This is a genomic window from Paenibacillus albidus (genome assembly GCF_014644435.1).
Lineage (GTDB): Bacteria > Bacillota > Bacilli > Paenibacillales > Paenibacillaceae > Paenibacillus_AQ > Paenibacillus_AQ albidus.
On record NZ_BMKR01000023.1, the window covers coordinates 87,121 to 108,502 of the forward strand.

Here is a 21,382-nt window from a genome sequence, read left to right on the forward strand (position 1 = left end):
CTCCGCGGCCTGCGGTCAGGATCGTTTGGCGTTTTTATGGCAGGTAGCGGGCGGTGAAGCTTATCGCGGATTCAGCTTCACCTGCGAGCCCTTGCCGCCGGATTGAATTCCGGTGTCTTTGCCGCCGGCTTCCTTAAGGTCGGCGACCAGCCGCTCAATGACCGCCTTGGCGGCAGCCGCTTCCTTTGCGCCGGAGGCCTTCACGACAAGCTGTACCGGCTTACCGGAGCGCAGATGTTTGTCCGCCTGCCGCAGCTTGGTGTCGTAGTCATGCTCCTCGATATGAGCGGTGAAGCGCAGCTCCTTGACCTTCTCTTTTTTGCCATTCCCGCCGGATTGTTGGCCTGCACCCGACTTGCGCCCGGTAGCTGTCTCCTTCTGCGCGGCCGCCTTCGCTTTGCCTTTCGCCATCAGACTGCAGGGCGGCGGACTGCTCATCAGCGAGGTGCAGACGAGGTCAGCCCCGGCTGCTTTGGCCATCGCCAAAGCTTCCGTTCTGGAGACAACCCCCAGCTGCTCACCCCGAAGTCCCGTAAGCACCACCTCGGATGCTCTAATCTGCTCATTTAACAATACTGCCATGTCACGAAGCCTCCCTGAGAACCTTTATAAAGCTATCATATACATAAAAGGGCTTGTGGTTCAAATGCGAGGATCTATACTAGGGAGTGAGATGCCTTACTTACCCTTACCAAACCCCGAATCCCGGATCATTCTCCCGGATGACAGAGTAGATGGCCTCCACAATGAACGGAAGGTCCTCGCCCGGATAACCTTCCGGGATCTCCTGCGGATAGATGACGGCTGAAACGCTGCCGGGATCAAGCTCAATATCCTGGAGCCTCATTTCAAACCGGAAAGAGTCCTTAAATAATACTCCATCAAATTCCAGATAGAAATACAGCTTGCAGATATCCTCCTCATCAATGATGAGTACACCTTGCTCGGTCAGTTCCATGCGGCAGCCCTCCAACTCCAATAATTGTATGTCTATTATATAGGAAAGAACAGGGTGGAATCAGGGGCTCAAGGGCTGATTTCCAATCACTCCCTCCCTTCTGTTAGAATAGGGGAAATCATATTTGTATACTTGGGAGGCAGACTGCAGATCATGGATAACGAGCTACGCGCACAGCTGAAACAGTGGCATGAGGATGACGAACACCAGTTAATCGTAGACAGCTTGCTGAAGATTCCTCCAGCGGATAGAGATTACGAGGAGATCAGCAGCTTGGGCCGGGCGTATAACAATCTGGAGCAGTATGAAGAAGCGCTGGAGCAGTTTGCCTTGATTGAGGAACAGGGGGGAAATGATCCGCTGTGGTATTTCCGGGTGGGTTATTCCTATTATTATCTGAAGCGGTATGCGGAAGCCATGAATGTACTGAGCAACGCGCTGACACTCGATCCTGAAGATCAGCATTCAGCCCAATTACTGGATTATAGCCGGAACAAGCTGCACAAAGAAGAGCAAACTGCAGCAAGGCGGGCGCTCAATAAGCAGCGTAGGGATTCAGGGGCGGGTGCTGCTCCTTTTGAAGGCATGGATCTCTCCAGTTTCTGGGACGATAGTGAATATGCACTGAGAGAATATGTCTCTGCCCCGCCCACAGATGAACTGATAACATCGGTAGAAGAAGAACTCGACTACAAGCTGCCGGCCTCTTACATCACACTAATGAAGCAGCACAATGGGGGCGTTCCTCACCATACGTGTTATCCGACGGAGGAAGGCACCTCCTGGGCCGAGGATCATATTGCAATTACGGGTATTCTGGGGATTGGCCGCGACAAACAATACTCTCTCTGCGGTGAGCTGGGCAGTCCGTTCATGATTGAAGAGTGGGGGTATCCTGACATTGGCGTAGTGATCTGTGACTGCCCGTCGGCAGGTCATGATGTTGTGATGCTGGATTACCGGCACTGCGGAAAAGATGGCGAACCCGAAGTGGTTCATGTCGATCAGGAAGACGATTATGAAATTACGTTCCTGGCTCCGGACTTCGAGACGTTTATTCGCGGCTTGGTAAGTGAAGAGGATTATGATACCTCTGCAGAAGATAAAGTGGAGGATCTGCGCAAAGTTGCTGAAGGCAAATTTTCGCCTCTGCTCGCGGAGCTGTGCAGCCGGGTAACTGAGGTAGACCAGCTGGAGCAGAAGCTCCGTAACGTCTGTACCCGGGTTATTGAGGAAAAAGGATATTTCTCCTTTCATGCGGACGAGCTCTCCACCTTGATGTATGATGTGCAGTTCTGGCTCTACACCAGGTCGTATCCGGAGACGGGCCGGCAGCAATATTTGGATACCTATGATAAAATGATCGCTTTTGGCGGCGAATTCGGCCAAGGCGGCTACGCTCCCGGCTTCATCAGCGATTGGCTGGATGGGCGGATACGGGAAGGGCGGATCGTCCAGGAGAATGGAGTGCTTCGCTTCACCGATGAGGCGCGCAAGGCGGTCATCGCGCAGCTGGAAACGGAGGCGGCGGTAGAAGCGAAGAAGAATGTGGCTCCTTTTATTCTCGTCGATCAACAAAGCGGAGGCATGTCCGTCATTTTGAATGCCGGCAGCTATCTGCCGGAGCTGTTTGAGACCCGGGCCGATGAGGGGTTTGAGGGTAACGGGTATGACTGGGCTTCATTGGCGGCGGTGTTTGTGGACGAATGTATGCCTGAATGGGCGGAGCGGATTCATTACGACCCGGAGGCGGGAATGTTCTGTGCGTATTCGAAGGATAAGGCAGCAATAGAGGAGTTCGCGGTGCGGTTCAAGCTGGCCTGTGAGGATGAGGAGCTTATTCGTGATCTTTTCTCCCGTGCGGAACTGGATTGATGACGCAGGAGCCCCTAAAAATCTATAACACTGCCGTTGAAGCCCTTCTTGAGGTCATCGGGGGCAAGTGGAAGCCGGTGATTCTGTTCCATCTTACCTTTGGCAAGAAACGTAATGGGGAGCTGAAACGCCTGATGCCTGCCGTTACACAAAAAGTGTTGACCCAGCAGCTGGCGGAGCTTGTGGAGGATGGTATTGTAGAGCGGATTTCTTATCATCAGGTGCCGCCGAAGGTGGAGTATACGCTGACGGACTATGGATGGAGTCTGAAGGAGATTCTACACCTCATGTGCAAATGGGGAGATACGCATGTGGAACGGGTGTATGGCGACAAGGGTCAAATCCTGTTCAAGCCGCCGGAGCCCGAGCGCTAAAAGAAAACCGGTTTCTGGAGTTCAGGAACCGGCTCTTTGGTGGCTTCCTTTGATTATGGAATGACCTTACGCTTGCGGAAGTCTTCAAATATATCCATGAACATTTTCTCTGTATCGATGAAGTCATGGAACCCGAAACGGCGCGCTTTGGAACCGTCGGCAAAAAAGTCATAATCCCATGAAAAGACAAAGTCCCCGAACGGCCAGGAAGAGACGTCCTTATAGCTGTTATTCATCAAGCCATATTTCTCTACCATGGTATCCCACAGCGTTTCCTTGTCAGCCATGACGGTCTCCAGGGACATCGGCAACGGAGGGGCGGTCTCCAGCTTGAAGAAGGCGGCGATTCTTGGCCAAAGCTCATTCCAGCGAAAAAGGTCACCGTTCGTGATATTAAAAGCCTGATTGGCGCAGCCGGGATCGGTAGCTGCCCAGACCGTCGCACGGGCCAGCAAGCCGCTATCTGTCATTTCCAGCAGGCTGTGATAAGCACCCGGTTTCCCGGGAAAGCGGAGCGGCAAGCCAAGCTCCTTGGAAATGGAAGCATACACTGCAATCACCATGGCCAGGTTCATCGGATTGCCGAGTGCAAACCCGCAGACAACCGATGGACGAAGGGCCGACCAGGTCCAGCGTTTGCCAGGCTGCCGGCGTTCAAGAAACTGCTGTTGATCGATGTTGAATTCGGGCGGCATATGATAGGCATCCGTTTCCCGCGCAGGCGTCTTGAAGGGACCAAGATGTGCACCATACACCTTGTAACCTTGCATAAGACTGATATGCTGCAGATTCGGGGCTGCCGGTTCAACAGCATTTACCACATTAACGAGCATGGCCAGGTTGGGAGCAACCAGCTCGGCCCAGGTAGGCCGGTCTTGATAGGCCGCATAGAAAATGTGGGTGATTTCATCCAGGCTGCCCAGCTTCTCGCGGGTATCCTCTTCATTCAGCAAATCGGCCGAGATATACCGGAGCCGGGGCGAGTTTTGCCCCCCGCGCCGGGACACTCCAATGATATTCCATTCCGGCAGCGTCAGCAGATAATCGATCAGGTTCCCTCCGATTACGCCGTTGGCTCCTATAACAAGAGCGGTTTTATTGGATGGGACTGAGTTAGGTTTCATAGTGAATGCTCATCTCCTCTTCTGACCCTATTGTGCTAGAGAAGAGGGAAGTTGAACAGTACGCACTTTGAACTCCCATAGGTACTTGAAAGTAACTAAAGATGAACTTAAGGAGGAGGTATAACATGGTGTTATTAGCTGAGCTGCAATCCGTGCAGAGCGGGTATGAGGCCCGTTTCGAGCTGCGTGTACAGCATGCTGTGGAGAAGGTCTGGTCTTTTTTGACGGAGAATGACAAGCTGGCATTGTGGTTCTCCGAGTTAAAGGTGGAAGACCTCCGGGAAGGAGGCGTCATAAAGTTTGATATGCAGGACGGCACGTTTGAAGAAATGGAAATTACCGCGCTGAAGACGCCTTCCATACTGGAATACACATGGGGCGAAGACCTTGTGCGCTTTGAACTCTATCCGGAATCAGATGGCAGCCGCTTGATCTTGGTCGAGAAGCTGCAGCGGATTACGGATCATACGCCAAAGGATCTGGCCGGATGGCATGTATGCCTGGAGATCATTCATGGTTTGTTGGATGGACGGACGCTGGAGGATCGCGGGCAGGAATGGAAGGTGTGGTATCCGCGGTACACTGAGCTACTCAGCAACATCAAGCAGGGGCTCAAGTTTAAATGATTATAAAATAGGGCATTCGGTGAGCCGTCTGATGGCCGCGGATGCCCTGTTTGGCGTGAGAACCCAAGGATTAGACTGGACCGTAATTCATCACCATCCAGCTTATTTCATATATATGGTACTGTTTTTTTATTGGCATTTGAAATAATGGCTGTTATATTTGAAAATGTTATAGTAGACAATGCATACAGCTGGTATCGGCATAGCGTTAGAGAGGCGGTTTCATATGCAACAATTTGTGGAGAGTACGATTGGCATCACCAATGATTTTTTATGGTCGAAGATTCTGATTATACTGCTTATTTCATGTGGTCTGTATTTTACCGTGAAATCGAAGTTTGTACAATTAGGAATGCTCAAAGAAATGTTCGTGGTTCTCAAAGATTCCAACGTGAAGTCCAAAGACAGTATCACCTCCTTTCAGGCGTTCTGCATCAGTATGGCAGCGCGGGTGGGTACAGGGAATATTACGGGGATCGCGATTGCCATTTCCTTAGGCGGTCCGGGCGCGGTATTCTGGATGTGGGTGATTGCCATTATCGGGTCAGCCTCCAGCTTTATTGAGAGCACACTTGCCCAGGTCTACAAAGTGAAGGACAAGACCGGATTCCGGGGCGGACCTGCCTATTATATGGAACAAGGTCTGAACAAACGTTGGATGGGCGCTTTATTCGCTATTCTGATTACGTTGTCTTTTGGCCTCGTCTTCAATGCCGTTCAGTCCAATACGATTACCGTAGCTTTTGAGAATTCGTTCGGCACGAACCGGGTGGTTCTTGGGCTGATTATGGCTGCGGGGTTTGCCGTGATTATTTTCGGCGGGATTAAGCGTATTGCCAAAATGTCCGAATATATCGTAGTTTTCATGGCGGTGGTATACATCGGGGTGTCCCTGTGCATTGTATTGATTAACATCAATAAGATGCCGGAGGTATTGGCGCTAATTGTGAAGGGTGCCTTCGGATTCGAGCAGTTTGCGGGCGGTACGCTGGGCGCAGTGATTCTGCAGGGGATCAAACGCGGGTTGTTCTCGAATGAAGCGGGGATGGGGAGTGCACCGAATGCTGCGGCCACAGCCACTACCAGTCATCCGGTGAAGCAAGGTTTGATGCAGGCCCTGGGCGTCCTCACAGATACCCTGCTGATTTGTTCAAGCACTGCGTTCATTATCCTGCTCTCCGATGCGTATAAGCAGCCGGGGCTGGATGGAATCGGGCTAACCCAGGCGGCCTTGAGCGATCACATAGGTTCATGGGCATCCGGCTCCTTGGCGGTCATGGTCTTCTTGTTCGCTTTCAGTACACTGATCGGCAACTATTATTACGGTGAGACCAATATCGAATTCCTGAACTCTAAAAAATCTACTCTCGTCTTATACAGATTCAGCGTGCTGGGCATGATCGTATTCGGTTCGGTTGCCAAGGTGCAGCTGGTCTGGGATTTGGCCGACTTGTTCATGGGCCTGATGGTCGTGGTCAACTTAATCGCGATCTTCCTGCTGTCCCGGGTAGCTTTTGCCGCCTTGCGGGACTATAAGCAGCAGAAGCGGGCGGGTGTAGACCCTGTCTTCTATAAAGACAGTATTCCGGGACTGGAACATGTGGAGTGCTGGGAGAAGGGTGCGGACGTTAAGCGTTAAAAGCATAGGGTGTATCCGAGGGCTCTGTTAGCGGAGCCCTTTTTCTCTTACGTTGTTTAGCAGGACGGCGAGGCTGCTAATCTAAACGCCGAACAAGGATAACGTCTCCTCTGACCAGAATAGATTATGGTAGAGCAGAGAAAGCGGATTAAAGGCAGCGTTGTTATTCATGACATAGCAATATATGGAGGGTTTATGTTCATTCAGATCATCAGCGTAGGCAAACTAAAGGAAAAATATTTGACGCTCGGCATTGCAGAATATACCAAACGGCTCACGCCTTACCTCAAATTTCAGATGATTGAGGTGGCGGATGAGAAGGCACCCGACTCTCTGAGCGAAGCAGAAGTCGTGCAGTTGAAAGCGCGCGAGGGTGAACGCATCCTCGCGCATGTGAAGAGCGAAGCGCATGTCATTGCGCTCGCGATTAACGGCAAGCTCTGGAGCTCGGAAGAGCTTGCCGCAGAACTGGACAAGCTCGGCACCTACGGGACGAGCCATGTCGTCTTCATCATCGGAGGAAGCCACGGGCTCTCCGATGAGGTCATGCGCCGCGCGCAGCAGCGCATGAGCTTCGGGCGCATGACGCTGCCCCACCAGCTCATGCGCCTGGTCCTCACCGAGCAGATTTATCGCGCGGTGAAGATAAATCGCGGTGAACCGTATCATAAGTGACGGCGAAAAGTTTTGGACTTGACCGCTCACGGGGCGCAGAAAGTTGGGTTGTCTTGTGCAAGAAGCTTAAAGTCAAATAGCAGCTTTGAGTTTATGATTCAGTTTAGGGACTTTTCCGTCGAAAGGAAAAGCCCCTTTTTGGACTATTTGTGGAAGGGTGTAGCAAGATTTTTCATTTCGCGAGGGAAGGCATTCAGACTGTCCATCTTGCCTTTCGATTTCGCATTATGGAAGTTAGACTGAACCATTAAGAGATCCCCCAAACCTATTATGGACCGCGGGGAGGGGTTGCCCTTATCGAGGTTTCAAGACTTTCTCTATAATTATTTCGTGGTTGTAAAATAGGACTCCCCTAGAAGTTCCTTCATTTGAAAAGCACGGAGCCGCTGCGAACGCAGCAGGGAATTGAAGAGATGCATGAGATCAACCTGAATGTCTACAATGTCTATCAATCCAGAAAAAGCGAAGAACAACAAATTCTATTGATGTCCGTCTTCTCTTATGGATTTATCGTATTGATTTCGGCGATTTCCATTGCGAATATTTTTAATACAATCTCGACGGGCTTATCCCTTCGCAAACGAGAATTCGCGATGCTGAAATCCGTCGGCATGACGCCAAAAGGCTTTACGAAAATGATGAACTATGAAAGTATTTTTTATGGGGTCAAGTCGCTGCTGTTCGGGCTTCCCGTCAGTTTCGTCGTGATGTATCTGATCTATAGGGCTTTTTCGAACAAATTCAGCTACGGGTTCACCCTCCCATGGATGAGCATTCTGTCTGTCATTGTCGCTGTATTTATCATTGTCGGCTCCGCCATGCTATATTCCGGCGCGAGAGTAAAAAAGGAAACCATTATCGATGCATTAAAGCAAGAGAATATATGATAGCCATCGGCCCTGACTTGGTTGAAGTCAGGGCCTGCTTTGTTTTGGTGAGTGTGTCATATGACATTATGCTACTGGCGGGTATGACATCGAGAGCCGTAGACTATCATGACTACTTGCAAAGGATGTGGGCTCTTTGATGACAAGAACCATCGTCAGCTGTATTCAAAATGTGTATTTCCTGTTATTCACTTTCGCTACCGGGGTGTTCTACTTTTGCTTTTATCTTGTCGCGCTTACGCTAGGATTCAGTCTTTCGTTTACCGTCGTAGGCATTCCTCTGATTACTCATGTTCTGCGAACGACGTCCGCCTTTCTACAATTTGAACGCATACAGACCAAGATCTATACGGATGTTACCACAGCACCATGCGTTAAACCCATGTACACCGATGCCTCCTTCTGGCTCCAAGCAAGGAGGGAAATGCTGAACCGGCGCAACTGGATAGCTATCGGCTGGTTGATGCTGAAGTTTCCGATAGGGGTTGCAAGTCTTATCGTGGCGGTTATGCTTTATGTACTTCCACTCGTGGTGATTGTCATTCCGCACCTGTTTCCGTTTATTAACATTTCCTTTATGGATGTGCCAATAGACAATTTTGTCAAATCTGCGCTGGTATCGGCCGTAGGCGTTGCACTCATGATGGTTAGCAGTAGGCTTGCAAGTCGCTTGACACGAATGCTGGGCCATTACACCCGTCTTATGATGAATAGCGTGAACCGCTAGAAGACTTGCCTCGATTTGACTAGAAAGTATCGTTGGGTGGGTGGTGTACTCTATAATAGTTAAGTAATGTCATACTGATCGTTATGAGGGGTTGATTCGTTATGTTCGATATGTTGAAGCAGTGGTTCTGGTATGACTGGCTCATGTTCATGATCCGATTGATTTGCAGCACATCGCTCCTGCTCACTACCGTTGAGCGAGCAGCTTATTTCACGTTGCCGCTGTGGGTTCTTGTGTTTTGGCAGATTATCGCTTTTTCTGTTCCTTGGCTGTGCTTGCAGCTCAATTATAAATACTACTTGCTGACAGAGATCGTGATCTCGGGCGGATTGTGCTTGTATTTAGCTTCATACTTTCCGGAAGCCTACCTCACGTTCCTGGTGTATGCATTTTTTATCGCCGCTAACAGCGCTCAAAGGGCTTATCTCTGGTCAGGGACTATATCCGTTTTATTCGTACCCGCTATAATTAAATTGCTTACAGAGCAGAGTGATTTCTGGCTCATGACCATTCACGTTGGATTGGCGTATGTGATAGGGTTCTCTTTTCATTTATTGATGGTTAATCATCGTCAAAGCGAGATTATCCGGGAGCAAAATGGGGTGTTGGAACAGTACTTATCGCAAGTCGAGCGTATCACTTTGGCTGAGGAACGAAGCCGGCTCTCCAAAGAACTCCATGATACCGTCGGTCATGCTTACACTGCCCTCATTATGGGATTGGAAACCTTGCGGCCTGAACTAGCGACCGAGACAGGAATGGAACGGCTAGATTCCATGTTGAACCTAGCCCGTCAAAATATGGAGGAAGTAAGAGGATATGTGCATCAGATTGAATCTCCGCAGGAGGCGCTCCCGCTGATTCAGTATTTGCGGAAACTGGCCGAGGAGTTTCAGGAGCATGCGAAGGTATCCGTTCGTTTTCAGACCTTTGGTGAGGAACATCCAGTAACGAAGCAAGCTAAGATAGCACTGTATCGCTGCTTACAGGAATCGCTCACGAATGCTGTACGTCATGGACATGCGACAGAGATTACCGTATCAATGAAATATGAGCCTCAGCAGACGAGGCTCGAAATTCAAGATAATGGTCGCGGGATGGAACAAGTGCAGGATGGCTTCGGCTTAAACGCCATGAAAGAGCGAGCGTTGAATTTGCAAGGTCATGTCGCCGTCTATACCCAATTGGGCGAAGGCACCCTCGTTACCTGCACCTTGCCACGGCAAACGGAGCTTAAGGATGAAGTCATCCGCCTGGTAGTCGTCGATGACCAACCCTTCATCCGTGAAAGCTTGCGGACTCTTCTGGAGGAGCAGCGAGATTTGCAAGTGGTAGGGACGGCAGAAGATGGTGAACAAGCCATTGCGCTCTGCAAGCAGGTTCAACCTCAACTGGTCCTTATGGATTTGGACATGCCGAACATGGATGGGATCACCGCATCTCGTACCATGAAGCAAATGTGGCCCCAGATACGCATTCTGATTCTTACCACGTTCGAAGATACTAGGCAGGCTCTGGAAGTGTTGCGAAGCGGAGCTGACGGATATTTATTAAAATCCATCAAGCCGGCAGAACTTGCTGAGACGATACGCACGGTTTATCGTGGAGGCACCTTGATCAATCAAGAAATGTCACACAAATTGTTCGCACAGCTGGAGGCGGATAAGACCGGGGACGATACGTCACCAACCCAAATGGGAGCCGCCTATGATTTAACGCTACGGGAGATTGAGGTACTGAAGTTCGTGTCGAAAGGTCTACGATATAAAACGATTGCCTCCAAATTGTATTTATCCGATGGTACGGTTAGAAACTATGCATCATCGGCCTACATGAAGTTGGGGGTTCGCAACCGGGAAGATGCGGTGCAAAAAGCACTAGAGGCCGGGCTGCTGGAATAATCCTTATCGCTCGGTATAGAATGCCGTTGGACACGGCAATAACTAAAAACAAGCGGCAGCATAGGCAGCCGCTTGTTTTTTACTGTATAAGCCCTTCAATTGGGCTAGTGTTCATGAATCGGATCAATTAGTGACTGATGGGTAAAATATAGTAATTAAATGCTTGATCCAATAAGGCACTAGCTTCTTGACGTTTCAAAAGTTCTTTTGAACGGAAGTTCACGGAGCCATCAGAATTAACCTTAGTATCCGGGTCCATGATCCCTTGGGAAATAAGCGCTTTAATGGCTTCAACTGCCCATGCATCCGTTTTGCCACTCAGTTTAACCTTCGTGCTAGGCTCTACCTGTCTCAGGTTTTGGATCATTACCGCCGCCACTTGTCTAGTGATCGGAGAATTAGGCTGAAAATTAGGCAGTCCGGCTTTCATCTGCTGCTTATTGGCTGCAAGCAAGAAAGGCATTTTATGCCACCCCTGGGCGCGAAGTAGCACTTCTGAGAATTCAGCTTGAGTCATCGTTCCTTTTGGATCAAAGATATGGGAAGACTTCCCGCTCATGACTTTCAAAGCGTTGAGATCGTTAATATATGGTTTATACTTACTATTCGCAGGTACATCAGAGAATGGTGAATCAAGGTTAACTTTTTCTGAAAATGAAGCTAAGTCTGGTAGATTCGTAGAATACATATATGCAATCTGGCCAGCTGCGTTTTTCTTAAACGTCACTTTAGTACCTGATTCATCTTCGAACAATAAAGGGTGGATCATTTTCAGTGTATGCTTGCCTGAAGCTGCTTCCCAAACTAAGTTCCCGTTCGAATAAGAAACCTTATTCCTCAAAGCATCCATACGAATGTTTTTATATAATCCGACATACGCTTTGGCTTGCTGCTCGCTGATTGCCGAATAGGTTGGCTTTGAAACTTCTGTCTTTCTTGGATAATAGTGATTCATAAACGATTCATACACGTCAATGCTAAACTGGGCGTTGTCGTCATTGTTGGACAGATAAAAGGCTGTATTTTTCTCAGGCAGAATAACAATCAGGGATGAATGCCCTGTAACATTCCCTCCTTTTAGAATCACATGTTGACCATTCATCTTCTCAGGGAAGTAGCCTTCGAACCCGATTGTTGTAATAGGAATCGTTTTATCAGCAAAAAACTGGTATGTGTGCATTTGCTCTATGCTTTTTTGGCTCACAATTTCTTTGCCATCATACTTTCCTTTGTTCAGATGCATTAAGAGATACTTCGCCATGTCATCTGCTGTTGAGATGATACCACCTTCAGGTTTTTCTGTAGGCATAGTTCCATCCATGGGGATCTTTTCACCCTTCGGTCCATAGTGAGCAGCCATTCTGCCTAATAGTTCAGGCGTAATCCGCACATTCGTTGAGGTCATGCCTAACGGGTTGAAAATGTTTTTCTCCATATACTTCGAATAGGGCATTCCCGAGGCGTTCTCTACCGCATACCCCGCTAGCAAAAACCCAAGATTGTCATAAACGTATGCTTCTCCCGGAGGCCTTACAACCGCTGACATATGTGATTTGACAAAATCCTTTATTGGATAGTTTTTATTAACATATTCCGTTGAATAATACGAAGCGATGTCGGGAGATTCAAATCCGCTTGTATAGGTAAGCAGATCATACATGGTCAGTTTTTTCCCCGTTTTATTCGGAATCTTCACTCCTCCTAAGTACTTTTGAATGTCGCCTCGTAAATCGATTTTCCCCTTATCGACCATCTGCATAGCAGCCAAGGCCGTGAATTGCTTGGTAACAGAGCCGATCTGGAAAACAGTGTCTTTATCAACGGGAATCTTCTTTTCTTTGTCGGCATAACCGTAACCTTTGCTTAGTAACACTTTCCCATCGCCCACGACCGCAAAATTAGAACCGACTGTGTTATACTTCATCATCACATCCGCAAAAACGCTATCTGCAAATGCTTCTACCTCCTTGGCATCGCGGGGTCCCTCCAAGCTAGATTTTACAGATACAATAGGTGTGGCAATTGTTGCGGCAGCTGTCGGGCCGCTAGCTGGCATACATGCGGTCGTTGCCGTAGCGGATAATAGCAGAACCGCGATGGTGCGAATCTTTTTGTTCATAAATGGTCTCTCCTCAAAATGTATTTGCCTCATGACGGCTAAACCGAGTATGGCAAAGGACTTGTCATATCAACAAGTTTCATTTTGTCATCCATCATGCCAAGACACCTCAAAGTGTCATATGACATTTAGGCACTAGGATTTATGACCACAAAAGAATTAAGATTCTCAAAAACGGTCAAATAACCATTTCTTTGCCTAGAACCATTAGAGACGGAGCGTGATCATCATCGCCTTATTACAGGACATCATTATAGAACACGGGTACATCTCCATTTTCTTCTGTTTGGCACTTGGTATTATCGGTTTGCCTGTGCCTGATGAAATCCTAATGGCGACTGTCGGTTATCTTTCTTCAATTGGGCTGCTTTATTTCCCGCTATCTCTTTCGATTAGCGTCTTCGGGGCCATAACTGGAATGCTATGCAGTTACGCCCTTGGGCGGAAATTCGGCAAGCCGCTACTTTGGAAATATGGAAAATGGATTAGGTTCACGACAAAAAAATTGGAAAAAACAACGAGTTGGTTCGACCATTATGGCCCCTGGGCAATATGTATAGGCTACTTTATTCCGGGACTCCGCCACCTAACATGTTATCTAGCAGGGATGAGCGCAATGAGCCTCAGGAAGTACTTATTCTACTCGGTCATGGGAGCCTTGGTCTGGTGTGCAGTGTTTCTTTCAATCGGGTATTTCCTTGGAGCATCGTTCGATTTTCCGATTTCCATCAAATGAAGATAAAGGAGAGGGACTATCATTACATGTGTTGAAAACGAACCTTTTAGATGAACATTTTTTTACTGAGGAGAAACGTATGAAAATCATAGACACCCTAAACAAATGGACACTTGAATCTATTAAATTTAAGCTAATTTTCCCCATCGTGCTCGTTCAAATTCTCGGTACGAACATTGGTAAGTTCGTGAACTTCATCTTGGATACGGGTAAGGAGGTTATCGCCAAAGCAGGAATCCAAAAGGAGTTTATGGAAGGGAATATTGGCTTATATGTTTCTTCTGTTTTTAGCACACTGATATCGGTACTCATTGTTGTTTTCATGTATGATCGGCTAGTCCTAAGGAGACTTCAATCGGTTGCGAGATTTACAGATAAGCTTGGTGCAGGTGATTTGTCTTCTGAACTACACTTTAAGGGGAATGATGATATAAGTAAGCTAGGTAAATCTTTAAATACAGGCTCAACTAGTATCAAGAAACTGGTGGTGGAAATTGATAGCGCATCTAATAGCATACATCAATCTAGTTCAGCAATGCTGGACGCAACGCGCAATTCAACAGCGAGTATAGCAAGGATTCAATCAAAGTCACATATTCTTGCACAAGACGCGACAAGTTTGTTAAATGATACACAACGCGCTAAGTTGTCCCTTCTTAAAATAACTAGATCCAATGATGAATTATTACATAAGGTAAAGGCTTCCTTGGAAACCTCTAGCGCTATAAAGACAAGAGCGACGCAAATGGAAGTCGAGGCCGTTCATTCCCTTGAGAAGGCTATTCGAACGTATGAAGAGAAGCAGCAGAACCTTCGGAATGCCATTGAGGCTGGACGCATCGTGGATGAGATTTATGTTATTTCTGCAAGCATCAAGGAAATTTCTTCACAGACCAACATTTTAGCCTTAAATGCTTCCATTGAGGCAGCGAGAGCCGGTCAACAAGGGAAAGGATTCCAGGTTGTAGCCGAAAGAGTAAAAAAATTGTCCAGCGAATCGGCTGAAGCCATATCTCATATTGATGAAATGGTCGTTCAAGTGAAAGATGCATTCCTAAAACTGGGGAAGAGTTCACAGGACATATTGGACTATATGAACAATGAGGTAAAAGCGGATTATAAACTGCTTATACAGACCGGCCAACAGTATCAGCGTGATGCACAAGTGATTCTGACGCTCTCTGAGGAAGTACATACTTCAACAGAATTAATGGGTTACGCCGTAGCGGATATTGAGGATGTCATTGTAGGCGTCTCCGAGAGCTCTTCTAGGGCTGCAGGTTATACCAGTGAAATGAAGGAAAGCTTAGGTGAAATGAATGAGGCGATGCATAAAGTCACTGATTCCATGGAGGGACAAGCTGAAATGTCCGTACAATTAAGGGAATCGATTAAGAGGTTCAACTTGTAGGAAATGTGGCGGGGATAATATACCGACCAAGCAGCATCTTAGGATGGCTTTATCGCAAAAATAGTTTTCTTGCATTTTGAATGGCTTATACTCATCAGAGCCTAGTTTTCATGGCAATATAGTATGCAAACATTACCAATTCATAGTTAAGGAGGGCATACGTATGGACCAATAATTGCAGCAAGAAGGGTACTTTGGGGAGTTCGGGGGCAGCTTCGTCCCGCCGGAATTGCAGTAAGTTTTGAGTTATTTGAGTGAGCAATTTTACAAGTTTAGAGAAGATCCAGACTTTAAGGAAGAGCTTCGCTATTACTTGCGCGAATATATTGGCCGCGAGAATCCGCTGACGTATACGGAGCGGCTGTCCAAAGCTTGGGGAGGGCCGAAGATTTACTTAAAGCGCGAGGATCTGAATCATACCGGAGCGCATAAGATCAACAACGCGATTGGCCAGATTCTGCTCGCTAAGCGGATGGGTGCCAAACGGATTATCGCGGAGACGGGTGCCGGACAGCACGGTGTTGCTACGGCAACGGCCTGCGCCATGTTCAATATGGAATGCGTCATTTACATGGGAGCTGAAGATACGCGCCCGCAGAGTTTGATGTCAGCTTTGACCGCACCTTATATTTTTTTAGCGGTGATATGAATCGGGGTTCTGATGAGCTCGCACTGAAGGCGTGGCAAGTAGATACTTGGTGGTGCGGTAGGCAGGGTAGTAAACGGGAAGAAAACATTAGACGAAGCAACTGCTGCTATTCAAACACAAACACAAACTGTTGCTGATAAAGTTGCAAAGGCTCAGAAGGCAAAGAAATAAAATACTAAGAATCATTAAAGAGTATGAAAAGTGAGGAAGTCTGATCCGGGTCGTCTCGGGCGACGACTGTTCTGGACGCCGAGGATCGGCCATGCTTCAGTGAGCCAACTTCGAAAGTCTGAGTGGTGGTCGACCGAGTTCAGACGCCCCTTCTCGTCCTGGCCTAAACGTCTGGCCAAGCTGGCTAACGAAGCTTACAACGTTGCACAGGCAAACTTAGCACAGGCCTGCAGCTTTGCCGAAGCGGCTATTACCGCTTTCACCGTGCGTTTCATACGCTCAAAGGTATCGAAACCACCGAACGAGAAGACCTTGGTGAAGCCGTTTGGCAACTCAGCCAGTCTGATCACCAGATTGGCAGCCTGTAACGGAAGATATGGCTCGACGCTGGTTCGATACAGCGCGCAATTACTGATTGAAATGATCCAACGGCAAACTCCCTCGCATATGCCCGTAAGAAAACTCAGGAAATTGCTGTACAAAGTTCATAAGAGGAGTTATGGCGTTATGTCTTTAAATCAACAGCTTCACAAGGAATCGATGAAATACCTAACGACTGCCCCTTCGCGAAAATGACGCTAAGTTTATCAGCGCAATAGATGATAAAGAGAAAGCTCGCATCGTAAGCATAAGCTGTCTGCGGATTTCAACCACAGGTAGTGTTAATTGAAGAAATCTGAAGACGGGCAGCGGCCGGAAGTCCAAACATTCACCGTAGTGACGTAAAAATCAAATTAGTATGAAATGCGCCCCTGAATCATTATTTTCGGGTGCTTTTTGTGTTAATATAACCGCCAGAGTACACATCCGGTCGTCGCTGAATGTATGGAAAGACGGCAAACGCAATATGGGGAACTCTTTGTGGGTACGTTAGAAAAAATCGTTGAATAGTACTCTCCATACGAAAAAATCTTAAATCTACAGTCAAAATACAGATTACTATGTTATCTTTTTTCAGGAGGGATATTTATGGACATACGAATTCTACTTGTCGAGGATGATGAGCATATATGTAATACCGTCAAGACCTTCTTAAGCGAAGCCGGATATAAAGTAGATGCCTGCATAGACGGTAACGAAGCGCATCAAAAGTTTTTTAATAATCTTTACCAGCTTGTCATTCTCGACATCATGCTGCCCGGTATGAGCGGCCATGAGCTTTTACTAGAGTTTCGCAAGCTGAATAATACGCCCGTATTGATGATGACCGCCCTTTCAGATGACGAAAACCAAATCAAGGCGTTTGACGCAGAAGCGGACGATTATGTGACAAAGCCTTTCAGGATTCAGCTTCTGTTGAAACGTGTGGAAGCCTTGCTCCGGCGAAGCGGCGCGTTGGCAAAAGAAATCCGCTACAGCAAACTGACGCTTCTGCCGGAGGATTTCAAAGCAGTCTACGGCGGCGTGGAACTGCCCTTGACACTCAAAGAATTTGAAATCCTTATGCTATTGGTTCAAGGCAGGGGTAGGACGTTATCTCATGAAATCATCTTATCTCGCGTGTGGGGCTATGATTTTGACGGCGACGGTAGCACCGTGCACACCCACATCAAAAACCTACGTGCGAAGATGCCTGAGAATATCATCCAGACGGCTCGCGGCGTAGGTTACCGATTGGTGGAAGAAACGCTATGAAGAGAAGCGGAATATTCATTAAAGTATTCATTTACACCATAATTTTCTCGGCATTGTTGGTCGGTGCGACGGCAGCCCTGTTTTCTTCGCAGATTATGTCCTATTACTCAGGTCTCCAACTTCAAAGAATCAGCAGCACTTATAAGCAATTAATTGACCAGTCACAAGGGAATATTGATATCACTAAGATAGCGAATCAGTTTCATGATAGGAACCAATCTTTTCAGTTCTATATTGCAGGCGCAGGCGGCAACATCGTTTATGTGACACCTGACGCTGATACCTCCACCAATTTGGTCGGCATGAAGGCCGATAGCGAAACATCATCGTTCATGGTTTATCTGGGCAATGGCTATATGCTCCACGTCTTCAACAACGACGTTTTTTCATTGAAATACGGTAACTTGATTGATCGTACGCTTGTTATGTTGTCTGCGATGCTTGCCGTCTGCGTCATAGGCGCGTTTATCTTTGCCCGGCAGATGACGAAACCAATCAAAACTTTGGCGGATAATACAACCAAGATGGCGAATCTCGAAGAAGTCCCGCCCCTAACGGAGCGTAAAGATGAGCTTGGAATATTAGCCCGCGACGTTTATTCTATGTACGATAGGCTAAAAAAAACTATTTCCCAATTAGAGGACGAAATCCTGCGGGTGCGCGAGGTAGAGGAAACACAGCGGTATTTCTTCTCTGCGGCTTCCCACGAATTAAAAACGCCTGTCGCGGCTACAAGCGTCTTGCTGGAGGGAATGCTTGAAAATATAGGCGACTACAAAGACCATCCCAAATACCTGCGCGAATGCATGAAGATGATGGACGCACAGGGTAAAATGATTTCCGATATACTGGAGATTGTCAATCTGAACGACGGGAAAATTGTACCCGTTCCTGAAAAACTGGACATCAGGCGTACCGTCACCGACATGCTGTCTGACTTTCATACATTGTCTGAGGCAAAGGGTCAGCGTATTGTTACGGATATTCCTGACGGGCAACTCTGCCTTGCCGACCCTAAAATGCTGGGAAAGGCGCTTTCAAACGTCATATTGAATGCGGTGCAGAACACGCCGGACGGCAGCGAGATTCGGATATGGAGCGAGCCTGTCGCTAACCGATACCGCCTGTGCGTATTGAACATGGGCGTGAGAATTGACGATACTGTTTTACCGAGGCTGTTTGACCCGTTTTATCGCGTGGATAAAGTGCGGAGCCGGAAAAACGAACGAAGTGGCTTGGGACTGGCCATTGTCCGTAAAACGTTGGAATTCATGAATGTTGATTTTGCTTTGGAAAACACTCCGGACGGCGTTCTGTTTTGGATGAACTTGCCGAAGATGTAATCAATCATAGTTAGGAAAGGAGATATTATGAATAAACGAGAACGAATAGTAACAGTCTTTTTATATGGTGTTTTTATCTGTTACATACTTTTGTTAATTAAAATATTGTTCTTATCGAGAGTTTCGATTTTGGGGCTATTTGATAGCCAAAGGACTTTCGTTAGGTCAATCAATCTTATTCCTTTTTATAGCATAAGTGAATACATATCCGGCAGCTCTGCTAATTTGAAAAAATTCGCTTTTGGTAATGTGGTTGGCAATATACTTATTTTTATTCCCCTTGGTGTATATTTGTCATTATTTAAGAAGAATAAGAGAGCCATAATTAATCTGTTGTTTGTATTTATAGTGAGTTTATTTGTTGAAATCATTCAGGGGCTTTTAGGCATAGGGACAGCAGATATTGATGATATCATTCTAAATTGTTTAGGTGGATGGATTGGTATTTTAGGGTATAAGTCTTTACTATTTATATTACGAAATGAGAAGAAAGTACAAACTGCAATCACAGTACTATCTGCTATCGTGGGATTACCAGTTATATACTATTTATTATTCATGATAAAAATGAGATTCTGAATACCATTTGTAATGAGAAGTGCGCATAATTAGTTTTCCTTGTTTCTCTCCGATCTACACGGCAGCCGCCAACAAGGTACGATAGTTGAACAAAGCGAGATCAAAGAAAAGGCCATCCTTTGAGGGATGGCCTTAAACTTGCCCTTTTAGCCATCGCGGTGAACCGTATCATCAGTAACGCAAGTTTTTCACCGAGTTGCTTGGATAAATGGGTTTTTAGTCTGCCACAGTGGTATCACGGGAATTTATCTCGTCTCTTTCTAGAGGCGGGATTTTTAATGTCTCTATCAGCACAGGAGCGAGCAGCGCGGACAGGATGGATCCCACCAGAGTCAACTAACAACGGTGAAGCAAGAATTTGGCTAATCCTAGACCTCGGCTTCTTCACCAAGGAAGGGTCCGGAGATGAGCTCGAAAAAAAGCGTGCATATTGCACGTAATTTGTGTTATCCTAAATTATGTGCAATATGCACGTAATCTAGAGTGAAAGAAAGGTGGAATAACTATGAAGGCAGCAATCGTAAAGGATAAGGGGACAATTCCCGTAATGGGTCATATTGCTTCCCCCGTTGCGACAGATGGGCAAGTTGTAATTAACGTGACGGCAACAGCCTTGAGTCGAGTCAGCAAGTTCCGTTCAATGGGTATGCACTACTCATCAGAAGCTAGCTTTCCAATTGTAGCCGGTATCGACGGTGTTGGAACTTTGGAAGATGGGTCTCGTGTTTACTTTGCACTGCCTACTGCACCATATGGCAGTTTGGCTGAGCAAACAATTGTTAACGAGAAGCTGGCTGTCCGTTTACCAGATGGTATTGATGATCTCACTGCTGCCGCTATCGCCAACCCAGCTATGTCGTCATGGGCTGCATTGGTATTTCGAGCTGGCTTCAAATCCGGGCAAACTGTATTAATTAATGGCGCTACTAGTGCATCCGGTAGTTTAGCAGTCCAGATTGCTAAGGGTCTGGGGGCCAAGAAGATCTTTGTAACGGGACGCAACGAATCGAAGCTGCAAGCACTTGAAGCCGATGAGGCCATTGCATTTGATATGACAGTCGACAACGGACAAAAAATGTTTGAAAACGCCCTAATGCCAGTCATTGCTGAAGGTGTTGATGTTATATTGGATTACCTATGGGGCGACAGTGCATTCGCCATCATGTCAGCTCTTGCTAAGACTAATACCGATCGTGCAACCCGCTTTGTAAGCATTGGAACTTCATCTGGCCAAGAAAGCATTAATGTACCTTCATCTATTTTACGCTCATCAACAATCGAACTCGTAGGTAGCGGAGATAAGAGTGTTTCTAAAGCTGATCTGCTAACCGCTGTTAGAGGTGTTTTTGAAATGGCTGCCGAGGGGAAGATAAAAATTGCCACAAAAGAGTTTGCTCTAGAAGAGATCGAAGAGGCTTGGAATGCACCACTGACGCCCCGTCCAGTTGTAAAGGTGAGATAAAAAATGGAAAATGAGATTTTTAAAGCATTGATCGATTTAGTCTCCATTATGAATCGGCCAGACCGCGATAAGAAAATGATTGCTAATGCTGGCGTAAATTTGGAGGCGGCGGCCTTTCGCGTCTTCGGTGGCATCGTGCATCTCCAACCAACTAGTGTTGGTGATTTGGCTGCCATGATGGGGAAAAATTATTCGAGCGTTAGTCGGCAAATCGATAAGTTAGAGACCGCCGGGTTGGTTCATACTTATCCATCAAGTTCAGATTCCCGTATTCGTGTGTCTGAATTGACGAAATACGGGGAGGAAATCAATGCAATGATTAGCCTCACCCGTGAGCGCATTATGTGTGAAGCTATGGCTGATTGGGCTTTGGAGGAAAAAAACGGCTTATTGAATAACTTAAGGCGTTTAATCGAATCACTGCAAAGGTTCGCCTAGTACTGTATCAAACTTAATAGTATGAAAAAGAAAAATCGGTTAATGTTTTGCTA

Annotated in this window: 18 protein-coding genes and 3 pseudogenes; 17 read left to right on the forward strand and 4 right to left on the reverse strand. The window is 47.0% G+C overall.

Annotated elements, in window-relative coordinates:
- Positions 1-60: 60 nt before the first annotated feature.
- Both infC and IEY53_RS22675 read right to left on the reverse strand, forming a co-directional pair.
- A complete protein-coding gene (gene infC / locus IEY53_RS22670; protein ID WP_189029063.1) occupies positions 61-582 on the reverse strand; it encodes a translation initiation factor IF-3 in 522 nt (173 codons plus the stop codon).
- Positions 583-688: 106 nt separating this feature from the next.
- The gene (locus IEY53_RS22675; RefSeq protein WP_189029065.1) at positions 689-958 is read right to left on the reverse strand and encodes a hypothetical protein; all 270 of its coding nucleotides are present in this window, start codon (positions 956-958) and stop codon (positions 689-691) included.
- A 153-nt stretch (positions 959-1,111) separates the two neighbouring features.
- Here IEY53_RS22675 and IEY53_RS22680 point away from each other — a divergent pair, with 153 nt between their 5' ends.
- The gene (locus tag IEY53_RS22680) at positions 1,112-2,833 is read left to right on the forward strand and encodes an Imm51 family immunity protein (RefSeq protein ID WP_189029067.1); all 1,722 of its coding nucleotides are present in this window, start codon (positions 1,112-1,114) and stop codon (positions 2,831-2,833) included.
- Positions 2,833-3,207 carry a winged helix-turn-helix transcriptional regulator gene (locus IEY53_RS22685; RefSeq protein ID WP_189029069.1) on the forward strand — a complete coding sequence of 125 codons (375 nt, stop codon included), beginning with the start codon at positions 2,833-2,835 and terminating at the stop codon, positions 3,205-3,207. The genes IEY53_RS22680 and IEY53_RS22685 overlap by 1 nt, the downstream gene beginning before the upstream one ends.
- Before the next feature lie 53 nt (positions 3,208-3,260).
- Here IEY53_RS22685 and IEY53_RS22690 read toward each other — a convergent pair whose 3' ends face one another.
- Positions 3,261-4,331, reverse strand: coding sequence for an SDR family oxidoreductase (locus IEY53_RS22690; protein WP_189029071.1), 1,071 nt, complete (start codon positions 4,329-4,331; stop codon positions 3,261-3,263).
- A 125-nt stretch (positions 4,332-4,456) separates the two neighbouring features.
- Here IEY53_RS22690 and IEY53_RS22695 point away from each other — a divergent pair, with 125 nt between their 5' ends.
- From IEY53_RS22695 to IEY53_RS22720, 6 genes and pseudogenes are all read left to right on the forward strand, one after another.
- Positions 4,457-4,957 (forward strand): SRPBCC family protein, encoded by a 501-nt coding sequence (locus tag IEY53_RS22695; RefSeq protein WP_189029073.1) that lies wholly within the window; start codon positions 4,457-4,459, stop codon positions 4,955-4,957.
- 226 nt (positions 4,958-5,183) lie between these two features.
- Positions 5,184-6,596 carry an alanine/glycine:cation symporter family protein gene (locus IEY53_RS22700; RefSeq protein WP_189029075.1) on the forward strand — a complete coding sequence of 471 codons (1,413 nt, stop codon included), beginning with the start codon at positions 5,184-5,186 and terminating at the stop codon, positions 6,594-6,596.
- A 195-nt stretch (positions 6,597-6,791) separates the two neighbouring features.
- Positions 6,792-7,271 (forward strand): 23S rRNA (pseudouridine(1915)-N(3))-methyltransferase RlmH, encoded by a 480-nt coding sequence (gene rlmH, locus IEY53_RS22705; RefSeq protein WP_189029077.1) that lies wholly within the window; start codon positions 6,792-6,794, stop codon positions 7,269-7,271.
- Positions 7,272-7,630: 359 nt separating this feature from the next.
- Positions 7,631-8,158, forward strand: a pseudogene (locus IEY53_RS22710) (ABC transporter permease); the annotation flags it as partial.
- 139 nt (positions 8,159-8,297) lie between these two features.
- The gene (locus IEY53_RS22715; RefSeq protein WP_189029108.1) at positions 8,298-8,885 is read left to right on the forward strand and encodes a sensor domain-containing protein; all 588 of its coding nucleotides are present in this window, start codon (positions 8,298-8,300) and stop codon (positions 8,883-8,885) included.
- Positions 8,886-8,986: 101 nt separating this feature from the next.
- Entirely contained in the window at positions 8,987-10,786 is a 1,800-nt protein-coding gene (locus IEY53_RS22720) for a helix-turn-helix transcriptional regulator (RefSeq protein ID WP_189029079.1), read from the forward strand.
- A 127-nt stretch (positions 10,787-10,913) separates the two neighbouring features.
- On the opposite strand, the gene IEY53_RS22725 is transcribed toward IEY53_RS22720, so the two are convergent.
- Positions 10,914-12,905, reverse strand: a complete 1,992-nt coding sequence (locus tag IEY53_RS22725; RefSeq protein WP_189029081.1) for a serine hydrolase domain-containing protein — start codon at positions 12,903-12,905, stop codon at positions 10,914-10,916.
- 229 nt (positions 12,906-13,134) lie between these two features.
- Here IEY53_RS22725 and IEY53_RS22730 point away from each other — a divergent pair, with 229 nt between their 5' ends.
- From IEY53_RS22730 to IEY53_RS22770, 9 genes and pseudogenes are all read left to right on the forward strand, one after another.
- Complete coding sequence (locus IEY53_RS22730) at positions 13,135-13,641, forward strand: DedA family protein (protein WP_189029110.1); 507 nt, start codon at positions 13,135-13,137, stop codon at positions 13,639-13,641.
- A 28-nt stretch (positions 13,642-13,669) separates the two neighbouring features.
- Positions 13,670-15,052, forward strand: coding sequence for a methyl-accepting chemotaxis protein (locus tag IEY53_RS22735; RefSeq protein ID WP_189029083.1), 1,383 nt, complete (start codon positions 13,670-13,672; stop codon positions 15,050-15,052).
- 175 nt (positions 15,053-15,227) lie between these two features.
- Positions 15,228-15,656, forward strand: a pseudogene (locus tag IEY53_RS22740) (pyridoxal-phosphate dependent enzyme); the annotation flags it as partial.
- A 294-nt stretch (positions 15,657-15,950) separates the two neighbouring features.
- Positions 15,951-16,287, forward strand: a pseudogene (locus IEY53_RS35230) (hypothetical protein); the annotation flags it as partial.
- A gap of 554 nt (positions 16,288-16,841) precedes the next feature.
- Positions 16,842-17,507 (forward strand): response regulator transcription factor, encoded by a 666-nt coding sequence (locus IEY53_RS22750; protein WP_189029087.1) that lies wholly within the window; start codon positions 16,842-16,844, stop codon positions 17,505-17,507.
- Entirely contained in the window at positions 17,504-18,850 is a 1,347-nt protein-coding gene (locus tag IEY53_RS22755) for a HAMP domain-containing sensor histidine kinase (protein ID WP_189029089.1), read from the forward strand. Before IEY53_RS22750 ends, IEY53_RS22755 begins: the two co-directional genes overlap by 4 nt.
- 27 nt (positions 18,851-18,877) lie before the next feature.
- Complete coding sequence (locus IEY53_RS22760) at positions 18,878-19,429, forward strand: VanZ family protein (RefSeq protein ID WP_189029091.1); 552 nt, start codon at positions 18,878-18,880, stop codon at positions 19,427-19,429.
- 505 nt (positions 19,430-19,934) lie between these two features.
- Positions 19,935-20,891: a quinone oxidoreductase family protein gene (locus IEY53_RS22765; protein ID WP_189029093.1), complete on the forward strand. Its 957-nt coding sequence runs from the start codon at positions 19,935-19,937 to the stop codon at positions 20,889-20,891.
- A 3-nt stretch (positions 20,892-20,894) separates the two neighbouring features.
- Positions 20,895-21,329 carry a MarR family winged helix-turn-helix transcriptional regulator gene (locus IEY53_RS22770; protein WP_189029095.1) on the forward strand — a complete coding sequence of 145 codons (435 nt, stop codon included), beginning with the start codon at positions 20,895-20,897 and terminating at the stop codon, positions 21,327-21,329.
- The last annotated feature ends 53 nt before the right edge of the window (positions 21,330-21,382 follow it).

Excerpts from the sequence above, each read along its gene's own strand:
- IEY53_RS22750 (WP_189029087.1), top strand. The coding sequence starts at position 16,842 with ATGGACATACGAATTCTACTTGTCGAGGATGATGAGCATATATGTAAT.
- IEY53_RS22685 (WP_189029069.1), top strand. The coding sequence starts at position 2,833 with ATGACGCAGGAGCCCCTAAAAATCTATAACACTGCCGTTGAAGCCCTT.
- IEY53_RS22720 (WP_189029079.1), top strand. The coding sequence starts at position 8,987 with ATGTTCGATATGTTGAAGCAGTGGTTCTGGTATGACTGGCTCATGTTC.
- infC (WP_189029063.1), bottom strand. The coding sequence starts at position 582 with ATGGCAGTATTGTTAAATGAGCAGATTAGAGCATCCGAGGTGGTGCTT.
- IEY53_RS22765 (WP_189029093.1), top strand. The coding sequence starts at position 19,935 with ATGAAGGCAGCAATCGTAAAGGATAAGGGGACAATTCCCGTAATGGGT.
- IEY53_RS22770 (WP_189029095.1), top strand. The coding sequence starts at position 20,895 with ATGGAAAATGAGATTTTTAAAGCATTGATCGATTTAGTCTCCATTATG.
- IEY53_RS22680 (WP_189029067.1), top strand. The coding sequence starts at position 1,112 with ATGGATAACGAGCTACGCGCACAGCTGAAACAGTGGCATGAGGATGAC.
- IEY53_RS22695 (WP_189029073.1), top strand. The coding sequence starts at position 4,457 with ATGGTGTTATTAGCTGAGCTGCAATCCGTGCAGAGCGGGTATGAGGCC.
- IEY53_RS22700 (WP_189029075.1), top strand. The coding sequence starts at position 5,184 with ATGCAACAATTTGTGGAGAGTACGATTGGCATCACCAATGATTTTTTA.
- IEY53_RS22725 (WP_189029081.1), bottom strand. The coding sequence starts at position 12,905 with ATGAACAAAAAGATTCGCACCATCGCGGTTCTGCTATTATCCGCTACG.
- IEY53_RS22755 (WP_189029089.1), top strand. The coding sequence starts at position 17,504 with ATGAAGAGAAGCGGAATATTCATTAAAGTATTCATTTACACCATAATT.
- IEY53_RS22690 (WP_189029071.1), bottom strand. The coding sequence starts at position 4,331 with ATGAAACCTAACTCAGTCCCATCCAATAAAACCGCTCTTGTTATAGGA.
- IEY53_RS22715 (WP_189029108.1), top strand. The coding sequence starts at position 8,298 with ATGACAAGAACCATCGTCAGCTGTATTCAAAATGTGTATTTCCTGTTA.
- rlmH (WP_189029077.1), top strand. The coding sequence starts at position 6,792 with ATGTTCATTCAGATCATCAGCGTAGGCAAACTAAAGGAAAAATATTTG.
- IEY53_RS22675 (WP_189029065.1), bottom strand. The coding sequence starts at position 958 with ATGGAACTGACCGAGCAAGGTGTACTCATCATTGATGAGGAGGATATC.
- IEY53_RS22760 (WP_189029091.1), top strand. The coding sequence starts at position 18,878 with ATGAATAAACGAGAACGAATAGTAACAGTCTTTTTATATGGTGTTTTT.